Annotated in this window: 22 protein-coding genes; 6 read left to right on the plus strand and 16 right to left on the minus strand. The window is 70.1% G+C overall.

Features of this window, described 5'->3' with window-relative positions; all coding sequences use genetic code 11:
- Positions 1–20: 20 nt before the first annotated feature.
- Positions 21–458 carry a VOC family protein gene (locus VD659_RS16750; RefSeq protein ID WP_423262183.1) on the plus strand — a complete coding sequence of 146 codons (438 nt, stop codon included), beginning with the start codon at positions 21–23 and terminating at the stop codon, positions 456–458.
- A gap of 33 nt (positions 459–491) precedes the next feature.
- Here VD659_RS16750 and VD659_RS16755 read toward each other — a convergent pair whose 3' ends face one another.
- The 3 genes from VD659_RS16755 to VD659_RS16765 form a co-directional block, all read right to left on the minus strand.
- Positions 492–842, minus strand: a complete 351-nt coding sequence (locus VD659_RS16755; RefSeq protein ID WP_423262184.1) for a DUF2200 domain-containing protein — start codon at positions 840–842, stop codon at positions 492–494.
- A gap of 61 nt (positions 843–903) precedes the next feature.
- A complete protein-coding gene (locus VD659_RS16760; RefSeq protein WP_423262185.1) occupies positions 904–2,397 on the minus strand; it encodes an MATE family efflux transporter in 1,494 nt (497 codons plus the stop codon).
- 99 nt (positions 2,398–2,496) lie between these two features.
- A complete protein-coding gene (locus VD659_RS16765; protein WP_423262186.1) occupies positions 2,497–2,940 on the minus strand; it encodes a MarR family winged helix-turn-helix transcriptional regulator in 444 nt (147 codons plus the stop codon).
- A 111-nt stretch (positions 2,941–3,051) separates the two neighbouring features.
- On the opposite strand from VD659_RS16765, the gene VD659_RS16770 reads away from it, so the two are divergent.
- Positions 3,052–3,804, plus strand: coding sequence for an SDR family NAD(P)-dependent oxidoreductase (locus tag VD659_RS16770; protein ID WP_423262187.1), 753 nt, complete (start codon positions 3,052–3,054; stop codon positions 3,802–3,804).
- A gap of 66 nt (positions 3,805–3,870) precedes the next feature.
- Here VD659_RS16770 and VD659_RS16775 read toward each other — a convergent pair whose 3' ends face one another.
- Positions 3,871–4,710, minus strand: a complete 840-nt coding sequence (locus tag VD659_RS16775; RefSeq protein ID WP_423262188.1) for a helix-turn-helix domain-containing protein — start codon at positions 4,708–4,710, stop codon at positions 3,871–3,873.
- Between the two features lie 115 nt (positions 4,711–4,825).
- Between VD659_RS16775 and VD659_RS16780 the strand changes: the two genes are divergently transcribed.
- Entirely contained in the window at positions 4,826–5,506 is a 681-nt protein-coding gene (locus VD659_RS16780) for an SDR family NAD(P)-dependent oxidoreductase (protein WP_423262189.1), read from the plus strand.
- Between the two features lie 166 nt (positions 5,507–5,672).
- Here VD659_RS16780 and VD659_RS16785 read toward each other — a convergent pair whose 3' ends face one another.
- Together VD659_RS16785 and VD659_RS16790 are read right to left on the minus strand one after the other, a co-directional pair.
- Positions 5,673–6,527, minus strand: a complete 855-nt coding sequence (locus VD659_RS16785; RefSeq protein WP_423262190.1) for a DUF4097 family beta strand repeat-containing protein — start codon at positions 6,525–6,527, stop codon at positions 5,673–5,675.
- A 72-nt stretch (positions 6,528–6,599) separates the two neighbouring features.
- On the minus strand, positions 6,600–7,154 hold the full coding sequence (locus VD659_RS16790; protein ID WP_423262191.1) for a toxin-antitoxin system HicB family antitoxin: 555 nt from the start codon (positions 7,152–7,154) through the stop codon (positions 6,600–6,602).
- Between the two features lie 165 nt (positions 7,155–7,319).
- Between VD659_RS16790 and VD659_RS16795 the strand changes: the two genes are divergently transcribed.
- Both VD659_RS16795 and VD659_RS16800 read left to right on the plus strand, forming a co-directional pair.
- Positions 7,320–7,526 carry a hypothetical protein gene (locus VD659_RS16795; protein WP_423262192.1) on the plus strand — a complete coding sequence of 69 codons (207 nt, stop codon included), beginning with the start codon at positions 7,320–7,322 and terminating at the stop codon, positions 7,524–7,526.
- Between the two features lie 26 nt (positions 7,527–7,552).
- Complete coding sequence (locus tag VD659_RS16800; RefSeq protein ID WP_423262193.1) at positions 7,553–7,978, plus strand: PIN domain-containing protein; 426 nt, start codon at positions 7,553–7,555, stop codon at positions 7,976–7,978.
- 19 nt (positions 7,979–7,997) lie between these two features.
- On the opposite strand, the gene VD659_RS16805 is transcribed toward VD659_RS16800, so the two are convergent.
- Positions 7,998–10,475, minus strand: a complete 2,478-nt coding sequence (locus VD659_RS16805) for a glycoside hydrolase family 3 C-terminal domain-containing protein (protein WP_423262194.1) — start codon at positions 10,473–10,475, stop codon at positions 7,998–8,000.
- A 139-nt stretch (positions 10,476–10,614) separates the two neighbouring features.
- Here VD659_RS16805 and VD659_RS16810 point away from each other — a divergent pair, with 139 nt between their 5' ends.
- Positions 10,615–11,475: a glycosyltransferase gene (locus VD659_RS16810; protein WP_423262195.1), complete on the plus strand. Its 861-nt coding sequence runs from the start codon at positions 10,615–10,617 to the stop codon at positions 11,473–11,475.
- 38 nt (positions 11,476–11,513) lie between these two features.
- On the opposite strand, the gene VD659_RS16815 is transcribed toward VD659_RS16810, so the two are convergent.
- The 9 genes from VD659_RS16815 to murC form a co-directional block, all read right to left on the minus strand.
- Positions 11,514–12,434, minus strand: coding sequence for an RluA family pseudouridine synthase (locus VD659_RS16815; RefSeq protein ID WP_423262196.1), 921 nt, complete (start codon positions 12,432–12,434; stop codon positions 11,514–11,516).
- 4 nt (positions 12,435–12,438) lie between these two features.
- Positions 12,439–12,996 carry a signal peptidase II gene (gene lspA / locus VD659_RS16820; RefSeq protein ID WP_423262330.1) on the minus strand — a complete coding sequence of 186 codons (558 nt, stop codon included), beginning with the start codon at positions 12,994–12,996 and terminating at the stop codon, positions 12,439–12,441.
- Between the two features lie 40 nt (positions 12,997–13,036).
- Positions 13,037–13,663 carry a DivIVA domain-containing protein gene (locus tag VD659_RS16825; RefSeq protein ID WP_423262197.1) on the minus strand — a complete coding sequence of 209 codons (627 nt, stop codon included), beginning with the start codon at positions 13,661–13,663 and terminating at the stop codon, positions 13,037–13,039.
- A 126-nt stretch (positions 13,664–13,789) separates the two neighbouring features.
- Positions 13,790–14,095: a YggT family protein gene (locus VD659_RS16830; RefSeq protein WP_423262198.1), complete on the minus strand. Its 306-nt coding sequence runs from the start codon at positions 14,093–14,095 to the stop codon at positions 13,790–13,792.
- A 7-nt stretch (positions 14,096–14,102) separates the two neighbouring features.
- On the minus strand, positions 14,103–14,585 hold the full coding sequence (locus VD659_RS16835; RefSeq protein WP_423262199.1) for a cell division protein SepF: 483 nt from the start codon (positions 14,583–14,585) through the stop codon (positions 14,103–14,105).
- Between the two features lie 38 nt (positions 14,586–14,623).
- Positions 14,624–15,307, minus strand: coding sequence for a YggS family pyridoxal phosphate-dependent enzyme (locus VD659_RS16840; RefSeq protein WP_423262200.1), 684 nt, complete (start codon positions 15,305–15,307; stop codon positions 14,624–14,626).
- Positions 15,308–15,331: 24 nt separating this feature from the next.
- On the minus strand, positions 15,332–16,534 hold the full coding sequence (ftsZ, locus tag VD659_RS16845) for a cell division protein FtsZ (protein WP_423262201.1): 1,203 nt from the start codon (positions 16,532–16,534) through the stop codon (positions 15,332–15,334).
- Positions 16,535–16,668: 134 nt separating this feature from the next.
- The gene (locus VD659_RS16850) at positions 16,669–17,994 is read right to left on the minus strand and encodes an FtsQ-type POTRA domain-containing protein (RefSeq protein ID WP_423262202.1); all 1,326 of its coding nucleotides are present in this window, start codon (positions 17,992–17,994) and stop codon (positions 16,669–16,671) included.
- Positions 17,991–19,430, minus strand: coding sequence for a UDP-N-acetylmuramate--L-alanine ligase (gene murC, locus VD659_RS16855; RefSeq protein ID WP_423262203.1), 1,440 nt, complete (start codon positions 19,428–19,430; stop codon positions 17,991–17,993). Before murC ends, VD659_RS16850 begins: the two co-directional genes overlap by 4 nt.
- Positions 19,431–19,485 lie beyond the last annotated feature (55 nt).

A 19,485-nucleotide genomic window follows, 5' to 3' on the forward strand; every position in this document is an offset into this window, starting at 1 on the left:
GTGGAGCCAGGACGGCAGGCATGACGACGACGTGGTCGATCACCGTCGATTGCGCGGCGCCGCGCGTGCTCGCCGAGTTCTGGAAGACGGCGCTCGGTTACACCGACGCGCCGCCGCCCGCCGGCTTCGAGAGCTGGCCGGCATGGTTTCTCTGGTGCGAGGTGCCCGAGTCGGAATGGGACGACGGGGCGACCATCGTCGACCCCGACGGCCTCCGGCCGCAGCTGTGCTTCCTCGTCGTTCCCGAGCCGAAGCGCGCGAAGAACCGCCTGCACCTCGATCTGAAGGTGAGCGGTGGCCGGGCCGAGCCCGCCGAGGTGCGCACGCGGCGCATCCGGAGCACCGTGGCCGCGCTCACCGCCGCCGGCGCGCGCACCCTCGAGGAGCACCGGCTGCACGACGAGCTCGATCACGTCGTGCTGGCCGACCCGGAGGGCAACGAATTCTGCGTGGTGTGAGGCAGAACCGGTGACCGAGCCGGAGACGAACCGTCAGGCCCGCAGGATCGACGCCATCTTCTTGCCCCGCGCCACCTCGTCGACGAGCTTGTCCAGGTAGCGGACCTTCTGCATCAGCGGGTCGTCGATCTGCTCCACCCGGATGCCGCAGATGAGGCCGGTGATGAGTGTGGCGTTCGGATTGAACGCCGGCGCCTGGGCGAAGAAGGACTTCAGATCGACTTCCTCGGCGATCACTCGCTCGAGGCCGGCCTGGTCGTAGCCCGTCAGCCACTCGACGACCTGGTCGACCTCGGCCTCGCTGTGCCCCTTGCGCTCGACCTTCTTCACGTACAGGGCGTGGATGGCCGCGAAGCTGGTGCTGAAAATGCGGTGCTCGGTCATCGAATTCTCCTTCCAGCTCCACGGTATCGGCGAGCGGCGGTCGCGGGCTATGCCGGCGCCGCTACGCCGCCTGCTCGAGGGCCTCCTCGGCGCGCTCCGTCGACCCCTCGGTGAGGCCTCGCTGGATCGCCCGGCGCGAGGCGAGCCACAGCACGATCCCGATCACGAAAACGAGCCCCTCCGACACCGTGAGCGCCCAGATGATGCCCCCGAGCCCGAACCAGAGCTTGCCGAGCAGCACGATCGGAATGAACAGCACCCCTTGCGCCATCGACATCACGATGGCCGGGACCGCCCGCCCAGTGGCCTGGAACAGCGAGGTGAGCAGACCCGTGAACCCGTTCACGACCATCGCGACGAGCTGGGCGGCCAGCACCGTGACTCCGATGGCGAGCACCGAGGAGTCGCTCGAGAACGCCGAGAACACCGGCTCGCGGAACGCGAACACCGCCACCCCGAACAGCAGCGAGATGCCTCCCACCACCAGCGCGGATGCCCGCACCGCGGAACCGAGGCGTGCCCGGTCGCCCTTCCCGTAGGCGTAGGCCAGCAACGGCAGCACCCCGAGGGTGACGCCCATCACGAGGAACTCGGGCACCTGCGCGATGCGCACCGCCACGCCCATCGCCGCCAGAGCACTGTCGCCGTAGGCCGCGGCGAGGTTGTTGAGCACGAGCGAGGTGACGATGAGAAAGGATGCCTGCAGCAACTCGCCGACGCCCACCCCGAACACGGGCTTCAGCACGGCGGGCGACAGCGTGAACCAGCGTGGTGCGAGACTCACGTTCACGCTGTGGCGCTGCAGCCACACCACGAAGTAGATCACCACGGCGAGATTCGAGAGTCCCATCGCGAGGGCCGCGCCTCCCACTCCCCAGTTCAGCACGAGGATGAACAGCACGTCGAACAGCACGTTCGCCACCGTGGAGCCGATGAGCCCCACCATCACCTGGCGGGCGGCGCCCTCGGCGCGCACGATCTGTTCGAGGCAGAAGGCCGCGGCGAGCACGGGGACGAAGGCCAGCATCACCCCCACGTACGCACTCGTGGCGGGCACGGCCGGGGCATCCGCTCCCAGCAGGCCGACGAGCGGGCCGAGCAGCAGCAGGCCGATTCCGCCGAGCACGGCGCCCGTGATCACCGCGCCCCAGAGCGCGAACGACGAGACGCGCTTGATCTCACCCGCCTTGGCCGGATCGTGCTCGGATGCGCCGAGCAGCCGGGAGATGAGCGCCCCGCCGCCGACGCCGAACACCCCGCCGACAGCCATCACGAGGCCGAGCAGCGGTGTGCCGAAGGTGATGGCGGCGAGGAGCGAGGAGTCGTGCAGGGAGCCGACGAAGCCGGCGTTCATGACGTTGTAGACGGCGCCCACGATCATCGCGGCGGCCATCGGCACGCAGAGATGCACGAGAGCGCGGAGGATCGGGGCGGCCGAGAGGTACCAGCGGTTGGTGCCGACGGCGTCGGACGCCGCACCGGAGGTGTTCGTGACACGCGTGGTGTCGGTGTCGGTGTCGATGTCGGGGTCGGTGTTGGGGGTCGTGGTGCTCATGACTGCTCCTTTCCGGGCAGGCTCGAGCGCGCGCCGACGAGAGCCGGCACGGCAGAGGGAGAGTGAAGGGTGTGAAGTGGGGCGCGCGCCCCGCTGCGGCTACCGCGTGGGGCGGGGCAGCTCCGTGGTGACCTTCACGAGCAGGGCGTGGAGCGCATCCCGTTCCTGCTGGTCGAGAGGAGCCAGGATGCTCTCCTCGGTTCCGGCCATCGCCTCGTCGAACCCGGCGATGAGCTCGGCGCCGGCCGGGGTGGCGTAGACGCGCTTGCTGCGCTCGTTGCCCTCCTCGGTGCGGCGTTCGACGAGACCTCGGCGTTCGAGCCCCTGCAGGAGGCTCGACACGCTCGCGGCGGTCGTGCGGGTCATCTGCGCGATGTCGCGCTGGATGGAACCGGGGTTCTGCACCAGGAATCCGAGAGCGAAGGCCTGCTCGTGAGTGAGCTCGCGCTCGCGGATCCAGTCCTCGGCGGCTTTGCGCTGAGCCCAGCCGATCCAGCGCAGGAGCTCCAGGCTGGTGGTGAAGTCGATCTCCGGTTCGTCCATATTCAGAACTCTAACTGTTCGAGTTCTAACTGTCAATCGAGGAATTTTATCCAACGCATGGTGGTTAATATGTCTGGCTCACAGAGCAACGACGACACGAAAGGACATCACATGGCCAGGTTCGACAACAGGGTGGCGCTCGTCACCGGAGGCGGCAGCGGTATCGGGGCAGAGATCTCACGCGAACTGGCGGCCGAGGGCGCAGCCGTCGTGGTCACCGACATCAACCTCGAGGCAGCGCAGCGTATCGTCGACGAGATCGTCACCGCGGGCGGGAAGGCCGCGGCGTTCAGGCAGAACACCGCGAAGTGGGAGGACTCCGAGGCCGCCGTGGCCTTCGCGCAGAAGACCTTCGGCGCTCTCAACCTCGCCGTGAACAACGCCGGCATCGGCGCGCCCCCGCAGACCATCGGCGACTACGACATCGCCGCGTGGGACCGCGTGCGGGCCGTCGACCTGGACGGCGTGTTCTACGGCCTGAAGTTCCAGCTGCCGGCCATCGTCGCGGCGGGCGGTGGGGCCGTCGTGAACATGGCCTCGGTGCTCGGTTCGGTGGGCATCGCACAGAACGCCGCCTACGTCACCAGCAAGCACGCGCTCATCGGGCTCACCAAGGTCGCCGCCCTCGAGTACACCGCGCTGGGTGTGCGCACGAACGCCGTCGGCCCGGGCTTCATCGACACGCCACTGGTGCGCTCCTCCCTGTCCCCCGAGGCGCTCACCGCGCTCGAGAGCGAGCACGCCTCCCGCCGGCTCGGCACCGACAAGGAGGTCGCCGCGCTCACGCTGTTCCTGTTGAGCGATGCCGCCTCCTTCATCTCGGGCAGCTACCACCTCGTCGACGGCGGCTATTCGGCCCACTGATCGACGACACCGCGAGGGGGCGCTCGGCCGCATACCGGCCAGGCGCCCCCTCCGACGTTCTCGTGGTTACGGAGTCGTCGTGAGCGCCTGCAGGCCGGCGACCCGCAGGAGATCGAGTCTGGCCTCATCCGGAGACCCCGGTGCCACGGTGTAGACCACGATCCGCAGGTCGCCGCCCGGAACGGTCAGCACGTCGCAGTCGACCGTGATCGGCCCGACGGCGGTGCGCGTCATCGTCTTGCGACTCGAACGATGCTCGGCCACCCGCGCCTGGGCCCAGCGTCGCTCGAAGTCGGGCGAGCCGGCGCGCAGACGCGCCACGAGCTGGGCGAGCGAGGCATCACGGGGGTAGCGGCCCACGGCCGCGCGGAGGTCGGCCACGAGGTCGCTCGCGAACTCCTCCTCGTGCTCCGCGCTGTACTCGACGCCGTCGTGACCCGAGGTGAAGTGGCGCCAGACCAGGTTGCGCTCGAGGCCGACGCGCGAGGAGGGGTCTCCGGTCAGCGCTGCCCAGAGCGGGTTCCAGAGCAGGATGTCGTGCGTGGCCGAGAAGACTGCGAGCGGCACGTCGCCGAGGCGGTCGACGAGACGCTGCACCCCCGGCGTGATGTGCTGCGGCACGACGCCCGGGCTGGGCGCGGCGACGCCGGCCACGCGGTAGAGGTGGTCGCGCTCGTCTTCGGTGAGGCGCAGAGCGAGGGCCAGCGCGCGCAGCATCTGCGGCGACGGGTTCTCGGCCCGGCCCTGCTCGAGGCGCACGATGTAGTCGACGCTCACGCCGGCGAGGGCCGCGAGCTCCTCCCGGCGGAGTCCGGCCGCGCGCCGGCCCGAACCGGCCGGCAATCCGACCTCGGCCGGGGTCACGCGATCGCGCCACGACCGCAGCACGGTGGCGAATTCGCTCATGCGCGCCTCCTCTCGCCCCCATCCTCCCCCGGCGGGGCGGAACGGTGGTGGTACCCGTGGTCCTCCCGTCGCACGGGGCCTGGGCGCTGCGCCGGCAGGCCCGCAGTCTTGAGGCATGACAATCACACTCATCACCGGGGCCAACAAGAGCCTCGGACTCGAAACCGCCCGCCGCCTGATCGATGCCGGCCACACCGTCTACGCCGGGATGCGCGACCTCGCGAACGGCGACGCGGCCCGCGAGCTGGGCGCGCGCCTCGTGCAGCTCGACGTCACCGACCAGGCGAGCGTCGAGGCCGCGTTCGCCACCCTGCCCGAGCTCGACGTGCTCGTGAACAACGCGGGCGTCCTCGGCACCTCCTTCGGGGTCGACGACCTCTCCGCCGAGGCGATGCAGTCCGTGTTCGACACGAACGTGCTCGGGGTGGTGCGGGTCACCCAGGCCGCGCTTCCGCTGCTCCGGCGCTCGGCGCATCCGGTGGTCGTCAACGTGGCCTCGGGTGTGGGCTGGCCTCGATTCCTGAGCACGGAGGGCCGTGACGAGTTCCCGGTGCCCTCCGTGCCGTACGCGGCATCGAAGGCCGCCGTCATCGCGTTGACCGTGCAGTACGCGAAGAACTTGCCGGCGTTCCGCATCAATGCGAGCGACCCCGGCTACACCGCGACCGACTTCAACCGGCACAGCGGCCACCAGACCGTGACCGAGGGAACGGATGCGACGGTCGCGCTCGCACTCGTCGGCCCCGACGGCCCCACCGGCGAGTTCCACGACCGGCTGGGGCGCATCGAGTACTGAGCGTGCAGCGCCGAGCCGCGGGGTCGGGCCACCGGGCCGGGCGAACAGGCACTGGGCGCAAGGCACGGGGCTGGGCAGCCGAAGTGCGGCGATCGGCTGGGCAGCCGAAGTGCGGCGATCGGCCGGGCAGCCGAAGTGCGGCGATCGGCCGGGCGGGCAGTCCGGGTCAGCTCGCACGCGCGGGCAGCGCCCGGCGCACGAGGATGTCACCGTAGTTCGCCCGCAGCCGGAGTTCCACCGTGCGCTCGGAGCCCTCGGGCCCCGATTCGGCGGTGAGCTCGTTGCGCACGATCCCCTGACGCGAGGCGGCATCGATCCAGGCGGCAGTGCCCGCGGGCACGCCGACCTCGATGCCGGCGTATCCGTTCTCGAGCCGCACCGTGCCGCCCGTCACTTCGCGCAACCGGATCGCCCCGTACGCCGTGCGCACCTCGACGTCGCCGCCTGCACGGTCGACGCTGAGCGCGCCGGAGGTGCGCGCGTCGATGTCGCCGTCGACCACGCCGAGATCGATGGCGCCATGGGAGCCGCGGATGCTCGCCCGCCCGGCCACGTGCCCGATCCGTAGCGACTGGTGGCCCGCGGTCACCTCGAGGTCGCCGGCCACCTCGTCGATCCCCACGTCGCCATAGGGCGCCTTGAGCCGCAGCGCCCCGGTGCGTCCGGCGGTGATGGGGCCGTAGGTGGCCGTCAGGTCGCAGTCGCCGAGGGTGCCGCGGAGGCGCATTCCGCCGTAGGCCGAGACGATCGTGGCCGTCGACCCGCTGGGCAGGTCGACCCGGACGTCGACCGAGTCGCCCGGACCGAAGAGGTTGAGGCGTTTCGGCACGAGGATCGTGACGCGGCCGCCGTCGAAGCGCACCTCCGACTCCCGGGCGAGCGAGATGTCGCCGGCGCGGCCGGGGCGGCTCGGGGTGACCTCGACGAGGGTGTCGCTGCGTTCGGTGGCGATGACGTCAACATCGCCCATTCCGAGCGCGATGGAGAGGTCGATGGGGCGGGGGGTGTCGTAGATCGGCATGATCGTTTCTCCTTCGTGCGCGTGCTCTGGTCCGTGTGGTCGCCGGATCTCCGGCGTGCTCGATCGCCCCGCCTACCGCGCCCATCCGGTGAAGGTGTTGTTCGTCCGGGATTCGCGCTGGGCGGCCCGGCGCGACTTCGGCTCAAGAGAGCCTGCGATCGCCCGCACCAGCCAGGTGTTGAGCGAGAGCCCGTCGTTCGCCGCCGCCTTCTCGACCCGGGCCTTGAGCTGGTCGGGCAGGCGCAGCGTCGTGCGGGAGGTCGACGTGTCGTCGCGGGATTCCCCCTGGGCCTCCACGGAGGCGAGCGGCGCGGTCTCGCCCTCTGCGCCGGCCCGCTGCGTCTCGGCCTCCGCGGTGGCCGACCGCTCCACGAACGCCGGCTGGGCGGGCACGGAGATCGCGAACTCAGGGTCGCGCCCGCGCAGCCGCACCTCGACCGAGCCGGGCGCGATCTCGCGGGTGATCTCCCCGGCGGCGTCGCTGAGCGCCTCGAGCAGCACGAGACGCGTCGCCGCATCCAGCGACAGGCTCAGCTGCTCGGCGATCGCCCGGGCCTCGGCGCCGGCGCCCGACGCGGCGGAGGCGAGCTGCCGGCGGAGCTCGATGACGTATCGTTCCAGTTCCATGACACCACTGTGACACCACTTCGACATCACGTCCAGCAAACAGTGGTGTCACGCGCGTCGCCCGAGAATGTCGGCGGCTACGTATTGACTCCTCCTCATGAAAGATCACTTCACGGCCACACGGAGATTCTTATATAATGTCCCTATATAGAAGGAGGCGTCCCGATGGCCATCACCTCGATAGATATCGATCGCACGCTGCTGCACGACGCCAAAGAACTGCTCGGCGCGACGTCGAACAAGGAGGCCGTGCAACGCGCTCTGCAGTTCACCATCACCATGCAGCGGCAGAGGCTCGCCTTCGAACGCATCTCCCGGCGCGAGTTCACCGCCGACCAGATCGACGCGCCGAAGCACGACTACTCCGACTAGTGGAACTCTCGCCGCAGCCTGCACCGGTGAGCGTGCCGGTCGAGAGCCGCGGCTACTTGATCGACAACAGCATCCTGCAGAAGTTGGCGCGGAGCCCCACGATCCGCCGTCGCTTCCACGAGATCACGAACAGCAGCCCGATCTACACCTGCCCGCCGCAGGTGCTCGAATACTGCTGGTCAGCCCGCAACCCCGAGGAGTACGCGGAGCTCCGCGCAGACATGGAGCTCTACACGGCGGCAACTCTGACCCCGCCTCAGAGCGCCGTTCTCGATATCCAACAAGCGCTCTGGAACGCGGGCCTGGTGCGTGGCGCCGGAAACGCCGACGTCACGATGGCGGCCTACGCGATTGCCAACGAGCTGACGATCCTGACGGCCGATCGAGACTTCGGCCACATCGCGAAGGCCCTCGGCGACGGCAGGCTCAAGCAAGAGTACGTCCCGGAGTGACCGGGGCGTTCAGGCCCGATCAGCTGCGACGGCGGGTGCCCGGCAGACGGATGCCCGACAGCAGGTTGACGAGCCGCAGGAGCTGTTCCGTGCGCCGGCGGCTCACCGTGGCGTCGCTCACCGTGGGGAACATGCGGAAGTTCAGCTGCGCCACGACGTCGGCCGCCACGGCGTCGACGGGTGCACCCTCGGGAGCGCCGATCGTCTTGATCGCCTCCCGCTTGAGGTAGCGCGCCAGGATGCGCCCCACCGGGGTGTGCCGCATGTCGCGGACCGCCGTGTCGAGCGTGTACTGGCCCGGCCATGCTCCGGTGTTCGGGGGCAGGGGGTGCCCCAGCAGGCGCTCGAAGTCCCCGGCGGTGAATCCCCGCTCGCGCGACGGCGACCGATACGCCGGGATGCCCGTGGGCACCGAGGCACCCTCGACGCCGCCCGCGCCGTCCGGCCCGCCCGCGCCCGCTCCCGCGAGCCCGATGCTCCCGCTCCACACCATGTCCCGCGACGAGCGCGCCACCCGCACGTCGAACCTCCCCGGCTCGAGCACCCACGAATGCTTCGCCGGGTCCCAGTAGGAGAACGCCCGTGAGTCGAGCGTGATCGACACGCGCTCCGACTCCCCCGGCATAAGCGACACCTTGGCGAAACCGCGCAGCTCCTGCTCCGGCCGGAACAGCGCCGACTCGACGTCGTGCACATAGACCTGCACTACGTCGCTGCCCGCGCGCTCCCCCGTGTTCGCGACGAGCAGCTCGATCACGGCCGACGCGCCGTCCGCACCCACCACGAGCGACGCATCCGTCCACGCGAAGCTCGTGTACGAGAGCCCATGCCCGAACGGGAATGCCACCGGCTCCCCCACGGCGTCGAAGTAGCGGTAGCCCACATACAGGCTCTCCCGGTACTCCACCGTGGCCGGTCCGTTCGGCATCGCTGACACCGGATGCGTGGCATAGCTCACCGGGAATGTCTCGGCCAGCCGTCCACCCGGCTCCGCCTCGCCCACCAGTACCGCGGAGAGCGCACCGCCGCCCGCCTGCCCACCGAGGTAGGCCTCCACGACGGCCGGCACCGAGTCGAGCCAGGGCAGCTCCACCGGCGACCCGTTCTGCAGCACCACCACCGTGGCGGGGTTCGCCGCGACCACGGTCGCCACGAGCCGCTCGTGCGACTCGGGCAGTCGCAGGTGCGGCCGGTCGACGCCTTCGGTCTCGAAGGTCTCCGGCAGGCCCACCACCACGATCGCGACCGCCGACGAGCGTGCCGCCTCCGCCGCCTGGGCCAACAGCGCAGCGGACGTGGTGTTGTCCGTGCGGTCGTAACCGGATGCATACCGCACCTGTGCCGCACCCCGCGCCTCGGTGAGCGCCTCCAGCAGCGTCTCGACGCGCGTCGGCACCACGTGAGAGCTCCCCGCGCCTTGGAAGCGCGGTTCCTGCGCGAACGCCCCGATCACGGCGACGCTCGCCCCGGCGGCCAGCGGCAGCAGCGCCCGTCCAGCGGCCGATCCGTTCGCCACCGGCTCGTTCTTCAGCAGCACCGTGCCGGCCGCGGCCGCCCGCCGCGCGAGCCGGTGGTGGGCCGCCAGGTCGACGGGCTTGCGGTCCCGGGTCGCCGGCCCGCCGTACCGCCCCACGAGATCCAGGATGCGCGTCACGGCCGCGTCCAGATCGGCCCGCGCGAGCGCTCCTGAGGCGAGCGCGCGGAGCAGGTATTCGTCGTCGTCCCTCCCGAGCCCCGGCATGGCAAGGTCGTTGCCGGCGGGCAGCGAGACCGCGCGGTCCCACACCGCGCCCCAGTCGGAGACGACGACCCCGTCGAAACCCCACTCCCCGCGGAGCACATCGCGCAGCAGCCAGCTGTTCTCGGTGCAGTGCTCCCCGTTCAGCTGGTTGTAGGCCGCCATCACCGTGGCCGGCCGCTCCTGCATCACGGTGTGCTCGAAGCTCGTGAGGTACAGCTCGCGCAGTGCTCGTTCGTCGACCACGGCGTTCACCCCGTAGCGCCGCTGCTCCGTGTTGTTCGCCGCGAGGTGCTTGAGCGAGGCGCCCACACCCGTGCCCTGCACCCCGCGCACCCAGGCGGCGCCGAGCCGCCCGGCGATGAGCGGATCCTCCGAGAAGTACTCGAAGTTCCGCCCGCCCACCGGCGTGCGCTTGAGGTTCACCCCCGGCCCGAGCAGCACGGCGATGCCGTGCGACGCCGCCTCGCGGCCGAGCGCCTCCCCCACCTCCTGCACGAGTGCCGCATCCCAGCTCGACCCGAGCGTCACGGCGGTGGGGAAGCAGGTCGCCGGATGCGAGTCGAACATCGACATCCCCGCCCCGTCGTGCGGCTTCCGCACCCCGTGCGGCCCGTCGCCGAGCCGGAGGGCCGGAATGCCGACGCGCGGGATCGCGGGCGTGCTCCAGGCATCCGCCCCGGCGGTGAGCGCCACCTTCTCGGCGTCGGTCAGCTGCCCGAGCAGTGCGGCGATCTCGGCGGACGTCATGGCTGTCATCTGCTCCCATGCTAAGACCCGGATGCGCGCTCCCGGCCCGCAGCGCGCCCGGATGCGCGGCCCGTCCCGCGCATCCGGGCCCGTGGCTCTGGCAGACTGACAGCACATCTCGACGCACATCTCGACCGAAGGCGCAGCCGTGACCGAATCCGATTCCCTCCCCACCGTCTCGATCGTCATCCCCGCCTACAACGAGGAGGCCGGCATCCGGCACTGCCTCGTGGCCGCCATCGAGCAGACGGTGCCTGCGCACGAGATCATCGTGGTCGACAACCGCTCCACCGACGGCACGCGCGCGGCGGTCGAGGCGATGCAGTCCGCGTTCCCCGACGCGAACATCCGCCTGGTCACGCAAGACGCCGAGCAGGGCATCACGCCCACCCGCAACGCCGGTTTCAACGCGGCGACCGGCACGGTGATCGGGCGCATCGACGCCGACTCCGCCCTCTCGCCCGACTGGGTGGAGCAGGTGCAGATCGCGTTCTCCACCGGCGAGTTCGTGGCGGCCAGCGGCCCCGTGGAATATTACGACATGCCGATGCGCGCCTTCGGCCACCACGCCGACGACACCTTCCGCAAGATCCAGGTGAAGCTCGCCGGCAAGTACGTCTTCCTCTTCGGCACGAACATGGCCATCACGAAGGAGGCCTGGCTCGCCGTGCGCGACAAGGTCTGCGCCGATCGCGAAGACCTCATGCACGAAGACCTCGACCTCGCCGTTCACCTCGCCCTCGAGGGCCTCAAGGTCGGGTACGTGTCCGCGATGGTGGTCGGCATGTCCGCGCGCCGCCTCGACTCCTCACCGAAGGACTACCTCTACTACGTAGAGCGCTTCGAGCGCACCTACGCCAAGCACGGCATCCGCGACATCCGTCTGCTGGCCCCGATGGCCGTGTTCCTCGGCATCTACCCCGCTCTGCACGCGGGCCGGCGCCTCCAGGAGAAGCGAACCGCCCAGCAGTGGGGCGGCCGGCCGAAGCCGGTGACCGGCGCCGAGTAGCCCTCCCCGAGTGCTGGGGTCGCGCGCGACGCTCGGCCTCAGTCGCTCCGCACGATGTCGAGGGCGTGCTGCAGGTCGGCCGGGTAGTGGCTCTCGAAGGAGATGTACTCCCGGGTCTCCGGATGCACGAAGCCGAGCCGCATGGCGTGCAGCCACTGCCGGGTGAGCCCGAGCCGCGCCGAGAGCGCGGGGTCGGCGCCGTACATGGTGTCGCCGCAGCAGGGGTGCCGCTGGGCCGCCATGTGCACGCGGATCTGATGTGTGCGGCCGGTCTCGAGATGCACTTCGAGCAGTGTCGCGGCCCGGAAGGCCTCGAGCGTCTCGTAGTGCGTCACGGAGGGCTTGCCTCCCGCCGTCACGGCGAACTTCCAGTCCGACCGCGGATGGCGGCCGATCGGCGCGTCGATGGTGCCCGCGAAGGGATCGGGGTGGCCCTGAACGAGGGCGTGGTAGATCTTGTCCACCTCGCGGTCGTGGAAGAGGCGTTTGAGCCAGGTGTACGCCTGCTCCGTCTTCGCGACGACCATCAGGCCGCTCGTGCCGGCATCCAGTCGGTGCACGATGCCCGCCCGCTCGGCCGCGCCGCTCGTGGCGATGCGGTAACCGGCCCCGGCCAGTGCGCCGAGCACGGTCGGGCCGTCCCAGCCGACGGAGGGATGCGCGGCCACGCCCACCGGCTTGTCCACGACGATGATGCTGTCGTCGTCGTAGACCACGTGGAGCTCGGGCACGACGACCGGCACGATCTGCGGTTCCTCGCGCGGAGCCCATTCCACCGAGAGCCAGGTGTCACGGCGCAGACGGTCGGACTTGCCCACCGTCTGCCCGTCGACACTCACTCCCCCGGCGTCGACGACCTCGGCCGCGAAGGTGCGCGAGAAGCCGAGCAGCTTGGCGATGCCGGCGTCGACCCGCACCCCGTCGAGGCCGTCGGGTACCGGAAGGGTACGGGACTCCATGCGCTCAGGCCTGTTCGCTGTGGTCTTCGGGCGACTTCTCCGCCGCCGGCTCAGCAGGGGCCGACTCGGCGGATGCCGACTCGGCGCTCGGCTTCGGCTGCGCGACGGCACGGGTGCCGTCGAGTCCGACGCCGCGGATGGTCAGGATCAGGAACAGCACCATGGCCGCCGTGATCGACACGTCGGCGAGGTTGAAGATCGCCGGAAGCAGCGGGATCGTGATGAAGTCCACCACGTGCCCGATCCCGAAACCGGGCTCCTTGAAGAGCCGGTCGATCAGGTTGCCGATGGTTCCGCCGAGAAGCAGACCGAACACGGTCGCCCAGGCATAGGAACGGATGCGCCGCGCGAACCAGATGATGAACACCGTGACGGCGGCGGCGAGGATCGAGAAGATCCAGGTGTAGGCGTTTCCGATCGAGAACGCGGCACCGGAGTTCTTCACAAAGTGAAATTGGATGAGGTCGCCCACGACGGGGACGACCTCACCCAATGTCAGATTCTGTACGACCAGAAGCTTCGTGATCTGATCGATGATGATCGACGCCGCAGCGACGACCACCAGAACGATCAGGACCCGGGGGCGAGTGCTCGAGCGCTCGTTATCCGCCAAAGCCGCTGAAGCTCGACGACGTGCTCTTCTCGCCGTCGACGCTCGAGGAGGTCAGCTCCTGGAGCTGGTCTTCGATGTAGGTCTTGAGACCGGCGCGGTAGTCCTTCTCGAAGGTGCGCAGCTCGTCGATGCGGTGCTCGATGCCCGCCTTCTCCTGGTTGAGACGGGCGAGCTCGTTGCGCTGCTTCGTCTCGGCCTCGGCCACGATCCGTGCCGCGGTCGCGTGACCCTCGGCGATGAGCGCGTCGCGCTTGTCCGCACCTTCCTTGACGTGCTCGTCGTGCAGACGACGGGCCAGCTGAAGGAGGTTGGTGGTCGAGACCGACTCGTCGTCGACCGCCGAAGCGGTGGCGGCTGCGGCCACGGGGGCGGCGACCTCGACGACCGGGGCGGGTGCCTCGACGACCTCGGGGGCCGGAGCAGCGGCCTCGGCCGGTGCGGAGGACGATCCGCCGGAGGCGAGCTGAGCCTTCAGCTCCTCGTTCTCCTGGGTCAGACGGCGAAGCTCTACGACGACCTCGTCGAGGAAGTCGTCGACCTCGTCCTGGTCGTAACCTTCACGGAACTTGGTCTGAGAAAATCTCTTGTTAACAACATCATCCGGAGTTAACGCCATGGTTTTCCACCTTTATTGCTTCGACAAACAGTGATAACGCGTTGCTAACCGTAGCAACATTCCCGACGAACGGCCCGTGAACGGGGCAAATTCGCGACGTGCGCCTCTTCAGACTACATGTGCCCCCTACTGGGTGCGCACGAAGCCCACCACCGAGAGCAGCACGATCACGATGAGCATCACGATGCTCCAACCGAAATCGAGGGCGATCGAGCCCACTCGGAGCGGCGGGATGACGCGCCGGAAGAACCTGATCGGCGGGTCGGTGACCGTGTAAGTCACCTCCGCCAGCACCAGCAGCGCGCCGGACGGGCGCCAGTCGCGACGCACCGTCCGGACGAGGTCGAGGATGAATCGACCCCACATCAGGAAGAAGTACAGCAGCAGAGCGAAATAGACGACGGTCGCGATGATGACGACGAGTGAACCCACTCAGTGATTATGACTGAACGAAGAAGGAGGATTCTGCACGCGCCTCGCCGCCGGCCTCGCCGGAGACCGCCACGTGCGACGGGGAGAGCAGGAAGACCTTGCTGGTGACGCGCTCGATCTTGCCGTAGAGGCCCTGCGAGAGGCCGCCGGCGAAGTCGATCAGACGGCGTGCATCCGCATCCGTCATCTGCGACAGGTTGATGATGACCGGGATGCCCTCGCGGAAGTTCTCAGCGATGACCTGCGCGTCTTTGTACTGCTTCGGGTGGACGGTGAGGATCTCATTCATTTCAGCAGGAGCCACATTCTTGACGGGCGCGGACTTGCGGAGCGGGGTGACCGGCGCGCGGGTGGCAGCGGGCTGCTGCGGGGCGGCCGGGGCGGCGTGCGGGTGCGGCACGGGCGCGACGGGTGCCGCGGGCGCCTCGTATTCGAGTTCTTCGTCTGCGAGACCCAGGTAGACCATGGTCTTGCGAAGTGGGTTGGCCATGCGAACCTCCGGTAGCTGGTACTTTTCCTACCCCGAGATTAATCGCGCGGCGGCCGGTTTCCCGTGATTGCCGTGCCGATGCGGAGGTGTGTCGCGCCTTCCGCGATCGCCTCGGCGAAGTCGTGCGACATGCCCGCCGAGATGAATCGTGCCTCCGGAACCACTCCGGTGACCCGGTCGGAGATGGCGCGCAAGCGGGCGAAAGCAGCGCGCGGCTCCTCGTCGAGGGGCGCCACCGCCATCACGCCGAGCAGGTGCAGCCCGGGCGCGGCGGCGATGCTCTCGGCGAGGGCCTCGGCCTCGGCGGGCTGAGCTCCCCCGCGCGCGGGGTCGTCGGTGAGGTTGATCTGCAGGAAGCAGTCGAGCGGATGCTCCGCCTCGGCCAGCGCGGACACCAGGGCCTCGCGGTCGATCGAGTGCACGACGGAGGCGTACTCGCGCACCTGCCGCGCCTTCTTCGACTGCAGCTGGCCCACGAAGTGCCAGGCGAGCCCGAGCCCGGCCAGCTCGACCGCCTTCTCGCGCGCCTCCTGGTGCCGGTTCTCACCGAAGTCCCGGATGCCCAGCTCGTGCAGTTCGCGCACCAGCGACGCGGGGTGGAACTTGGTGACCGCGATGAGCGTCAGCTCGGCCGGGTCGCGGCCGGCCGAGCGGGCGGCGTCGGCGACCTCGCCGCGCACCCGCTCGACACGCTCGGCGAGCGGCGCAAGCGCATCCGTCACGACTGTGCCCGTCTCGTCGAACCGCTACTTCAGGAAGTCGGGCACGTCGAGGTCGGCGTCGTCGTCCTCCGACGCCGGGTCGAGCGCCACAGTGCCGGTGAGACCGAGGTCGGCCGCCGGGGTCGACCAGGACTGCTGCTGCGGCTCCTCGGCCGGTTCGGCGCGCTGGTCGCGGCGCAGACCCGTCGTGGCGTTGCCGGCACGGCCGAACGGGTCGGCCTCCTCGCTCGGGGCGACGTAGCCACCGCGACGCGACTCGACCGGGGTGTTCGCGTTGGGCTCCCCGCCGTCGAAGCCGGCGGCGATGACCGTGACGCGCACCTCGTCGCCGAGGGTGTCGTCGATGACGGCGCCGAAGATGATGTTGGCCTCGGGGTGCACCGCATCCTGAACCAGCTTCGCGGCGTCGTTGATCTCGAAGATGCCGAGGTTCGAGCCGCCCTGGATGGAGAGGAGAACGCCGTGGGCACCGTCGATCGAGGCCTCGAGCAGCGGGCTCGCGACAGCGAGCTCGGCAGCCTTGATGGCGCGGTCGGCGCCGCGCGAGGAGCCGATTCCCATCAGGGCCGACCCCGCACCCTGCATGACCGACTTGACGTCGGCGAAGTCGAGGTTGATCAGGCCGGGGGTGGTGATGAGGTCGGTGATGCCCTGCACACCGGCGAGCAGCACCTGGTCGGCCGTGGAGAAGGCCTCGAGCATGCTGATGCCGCGGTCGCTGATCTCCAGCAGGCGGTCGTTGGGCACCACGATGAGGGTGTCGACCTCGTTCTTCAGGGTGGCCACGCCGTCTTCGGCCTGGGCCGCGCGGCGCTTGCCCTCGAAGCCGAAGGGCTTGGTGACGACACCGATGGTGAGAGCACCGATCGACTTCGCGATACGGGCCACGACGGGAGCGCCACCGGTGCCGGTTCCGCCGCCCTCACCGGCGGTGACGAAGACCATGTCGGCGCCCGCGAGGGCCTCCTCGATCTCCTCGGCGTGGTCCTCGGCGGCACGACGGCCCACCTCGGGGTCGGCGCCGGCGCCGAGTCCGCGGGTGATCTCGCGGCCCACGTCGAGCTTCACGTCGGCGTCGCTCATCAGGAGCGCCTGCGCATCCGTGTTGATGGCGATGAACTCGACCCCGCGGAGCCCGAGCTCGATCATGCGGTTGACGGCGTTGACGCCGCCGCCGCCGATGCCGACGACCTTGATCACGGCGAGGTAGTTCTGGTTTGAAGTCACGTCCGGCCTCCGCTGGGAACTTTAAAGTTCAGGTTGAAAGTTAAAGTTATTCCGAGTATGTATTTCCTAGAACGAACCTAGGTCGTCGGGCGCCTTTCGCGTCGAACCAGGTGCCGCGTGTCGCGATCCGAGGCTCAGCGCACGACCGGACTCTGCGGGCTCGACACGTCGTACTCCACGGCGCGCGCCGGGTCCTGGGTGGGGATGAGCTTCGACAGGATGACCGCCTTGAGCTCGGACTGCTCCGCACTCCCCCACACCACGCGCTGACCGACGCCGGTCATCACGAAGGTCACGCTGTCGGGCGTGGTGCCGCTGATGCGGTCGACCTGGCCGAGCAGCGCATCCGGCAGCGACATCAGCACCGACGCGGCTGCCTGGAAGCCCGGGCTGCCGATCTGCGTTCCGGTGAGGTCGAGAAGGGGGAACCCCGGGATGCGCGCCGCATCCTGCTGCACCGTGACACCGGCGGCATCGATGAGGTCGAAGCCGGTGGCGGTCTGCACCACGGCCACCGGCCGGCGCTCCACCACCTTGATCGCGAGCGTGTCGGGCGGCCTCGCCTCGACCGAGTACGACTCGACGAGCGGGAACTGCGCGAGGTCGCTCTGGATGGCGCCGTAGTCGACGAGGGCGAGCGGGCGGCCGAGCTGGTCGCCGAGGGCGGTCGTGACCGCGGCGGGGTCGAGCCGCGAGGTGCCCTCCACCGCGATCGTGCGCACGGCGAGCAGCGGCGAGTAGGCCGCGAGCAGCACCACGAGCACGAGCCCCACGACCGAGGCGCCCGCCACGAGCCAAGCCGTGCGGCGGCGGCGCGAGCGCTGCGTGAAGCGGCGGGCCTCGGCGCGCTCGTAGCGGCGGCGCACGCGGCTGGCCTTGCGGAGCTCACGGCGTGCGTCACCCGTGACGCGCGTGCCGGAGGAGCGCGGCGGCCTCGGAGGGCGCTTGCCCCCGTCGGTGAGCGGGGTGCCGGAGGCGCCGATGGGCGCCGTCTGGTCGAGGTCGGCTCTCGCGCGGGAGGGTGCCGATCCGGCACCCGACGATCCCGCGCCCCGTGAACCGGTGCTCGTCGATCCCGCGCCCCGCGAACCGGTGCTCGTCGATCCCGCGCCCCGCGAACCCGAGCCGGCACCGGCGGAATCGGACGCCCGCGCTCCGGCAGCGGCGCCTGCCCGAGACCCATGGCCGGATGCGCGGCTCGGCGCCGCCGTGATCGGAACGGTCTGCGCTCCGTCGCCGGCCCCGCTCGCCGCAGATCCGGCACCGGCTCCCCCAGCCGCCGAGCCGTCGGCCGCCGCTCCGCCGCCACCCGAACGCCGGCGCGCGGAGTCCTTCACCGCATCCTGCAGCGACGCCGAGGGCGCAGTGGGCCGCTTGCGCCCTTTCGAGGACGCCGGCGGAGGCGACGCGGGCGGATCGGCCGGCGGCGGAGGCGGCGTGATGCCCGGTGGTCGTTTCACGCGCCGGCCGGCTCCTCGTCGCCCGCGGGGAGCGAGCCCGCTTCGCTCGCGCGCTCGAGCGCGGCGAGCAGTTGGGGCACGAGCAGGTTCACGTCGCCGCAGCCGAGGGTGACCACGAAGTCGCCGGGGCGCACGGTCTCGGCCATGAAGTCGGCCGCGCGCTGCCAGTCGTCGATGTAGGCCACGTGCGAAGGGTCGGCGAAGCGCTCCGACACGAGGGCACCCGTGACGCCGGGAACCGGGTCCTCGCGAGCGCCGCAGACGTCGAGCACGATGGTGAAGTCGGCCGTGCGCTCGAGCGTCTCCGCGAACTCGCCGGCCATGAGCTGGGTGCGGCTGTAGAGGTGAGGCTGGTGCACCGCGATGATGCGCCCCTCGCCCACGACGGTGCGCGCGGCGGTGAGCGCCGCGGCCACCTCGGTGGGGTGGTGCGCGTAGTCGTCGTAGACGCTCACGCCGCCGATGGTGCCGTGCAGTTCGAAGCGGCGCCCGGTGCCGCCGAAGGAGCCCACGGCGGCGATCGCCGCATCCGGAGCGAAACCGAGACCGACGAGCACCGCCACGGCTCCGGCCGCGTTGATGGCGTTGTGGTGGCCGGGCACGCGCAGGGTTCCCGGGTAGCTGACGCCCTCGTGGTCGATGACGTAGCTCACCGGCCCGTCGGTGACGATGGAGTGCACGCGGAAGTCGGCCTCCGCCGCCTCCCCGAAGCTGAGCACACGCGGATGCTGCACCCGCGACGACACGCGCAGGGCCCCGGCGTCGTCGGAGGAGATCACGACGAGCTCCGAGGCGGCGTCGGCGAAGCGCACGAAGGCGTCTTCGACGGCCTCCACCGAGCCGTAGTGGTCGAGGTGGTCGGGGTCGACGTTCGTGATGAGCGCCACCGCCGTGTCGTAGAGCAGGAACGAGCCGTCGGACTCGTCGGCCTCCACCACGAAGATCCCGCCGTCGCCGAGCGCGGAGCTCGTGCCGAGCTCGGAGATCACGCCGCCGTTCACGAAGCTGGGCTCCTGATCGAGTTCGAGCAGCCCGGTCACGATCATGCCGGTCGAGGTGGTCTTGCCGTGGGCGCCGGCCACGGCCACCAGCCGCTGCCGGTTCACGAGCCAGGCGAGGGCCTGCGAGCGATGCAGGATGGTGAGCCCGCGCTCCTTGGCCAACAGGTACTCCGGGTTGTCGGGCCAGAGCGCGCTGGTCACCACGAGGGTGTCGGCCTCGCCGACGTTGGCGGCGTCGTGACCGACCGCCACCGGGATGCCCAGGGCACGCAGTTTGCCGGCGGTCTTCGAGTCGCTGCGGTCGGAACCGGTCACCGTGAGGCCGGAAGCCTTGAACAGGCGCGCGATTCCGCTCATGCCCGCTCCACCGATGCCCACGAAGTGCACGGCTCCCAGCTCGGCGGGGATCTCGATGTCGAGGTCGGGCTTGATCACGGGTTCACGCTCTTTCGGGGCAGTCTGACGAGGGTTCCGGATGCGCGGGGCGGCC

The organism is Herbiconiux sp. 11R-BC (genome assembly GCF_049472555.1).
GTDB lineage: Bacteria > Actinomycetota > Actinomycetes > Actinomycetales > Microbacteriaceae > Herbiconiux.

Coding starts and splice junctions, on each gene's coding strand:
- VD659_RS16795 (WP_423262192.1), top strand. CDS start 7,320: ATGGCCATCACCTCGATAGATATCGATCGCACGCTGCTGCACGACGCC.
- VD659_RS16775 (WP_423262188.1), bottom strand. CDS start 4,710: ATGAGCGAATTCGCCACCGTGCTGCGGTCGTGGCGCGATCGCGTGACC.
- VD659_RS16780 (WP_423262189.1), top strand. CDS start 4,826: ATGACAATCACACTCATCACCGGGGCCAACAAGAGCCTCGGACTCGAA.
- VD659_RS16815 (WP_423262196.1), bottom strand. CDS start 12,434: ATGGAGTCCCGTACCCTTCCGGTACCCGACGGCCTCGACGGGGTGCGG.
- VD659_RS16760 (WP_423262185.1), bottom strand. CDS start 2,397: ATGAGCACCACGACCCCCAACACCGACCCCGACATCGACACCGACACC.
- VD659_RS16750 (WP_423262183.1), top strand. CDS start 21: ATGACGACGACGTGGTCGATCACCGTCGATTGCGCGGCGCCGCGCGTG.
- VD659_RS16765 (WP_423262186.1), bottom strand. CDS start 2,940: ATGGACGAACCGGAGATCGACTTCACCACCAGCCTGGAGCTCCTGCGC.
- VD659_RS16835 (WP_423262199.1), bottom strand. CDS start 14,585: ATGGCCAACCCACTTCGCAAGACCATGGTCTACCTGGGTCTCGCAGAC.
- VD659_RS16785 (WP_423262190.1), bottom strand. CDS start 6,527: ATGCCGATCTACGACACCCCCCGCCCCATCGACCTCTCCATCGCGCTC.
- VD659_RS16790 (WP_423262191.1), bottom strand. CDS start 7,154: ATGGAACTGGAACGATACGTCATCGAGCTCCGCCGGCAGCTCGCCTCC.
- VD659_RS16770 (WP_423262187.1), top strand. CDS start 3,052: ATGGCCAGGTTCGACAACAGGGTGGCGCTCGTCACCGGAGGCGGCAGC.
- VD659_RS16825 (WP_423262197.1), bottom strand. CDS start 13,663: ATGGCGTTAACTCCGGATGATGTTGTTAACAAGAGATTTTCTCAGACC.
- VD659_RS16805 (WP_423262194.1), bottom strand. CDS start 10,475: ATGACAGCCATGACGTCCGCCGAGATCGCCGCACTGCTCGGGCAGCTG.
- VD659_RS16755 (WP_423262184.1), bottom strand. CDS start 842: ATGACCGAGCACCGCATTTTCAGCACCAGCTTCGCGGCCATCCACGCC.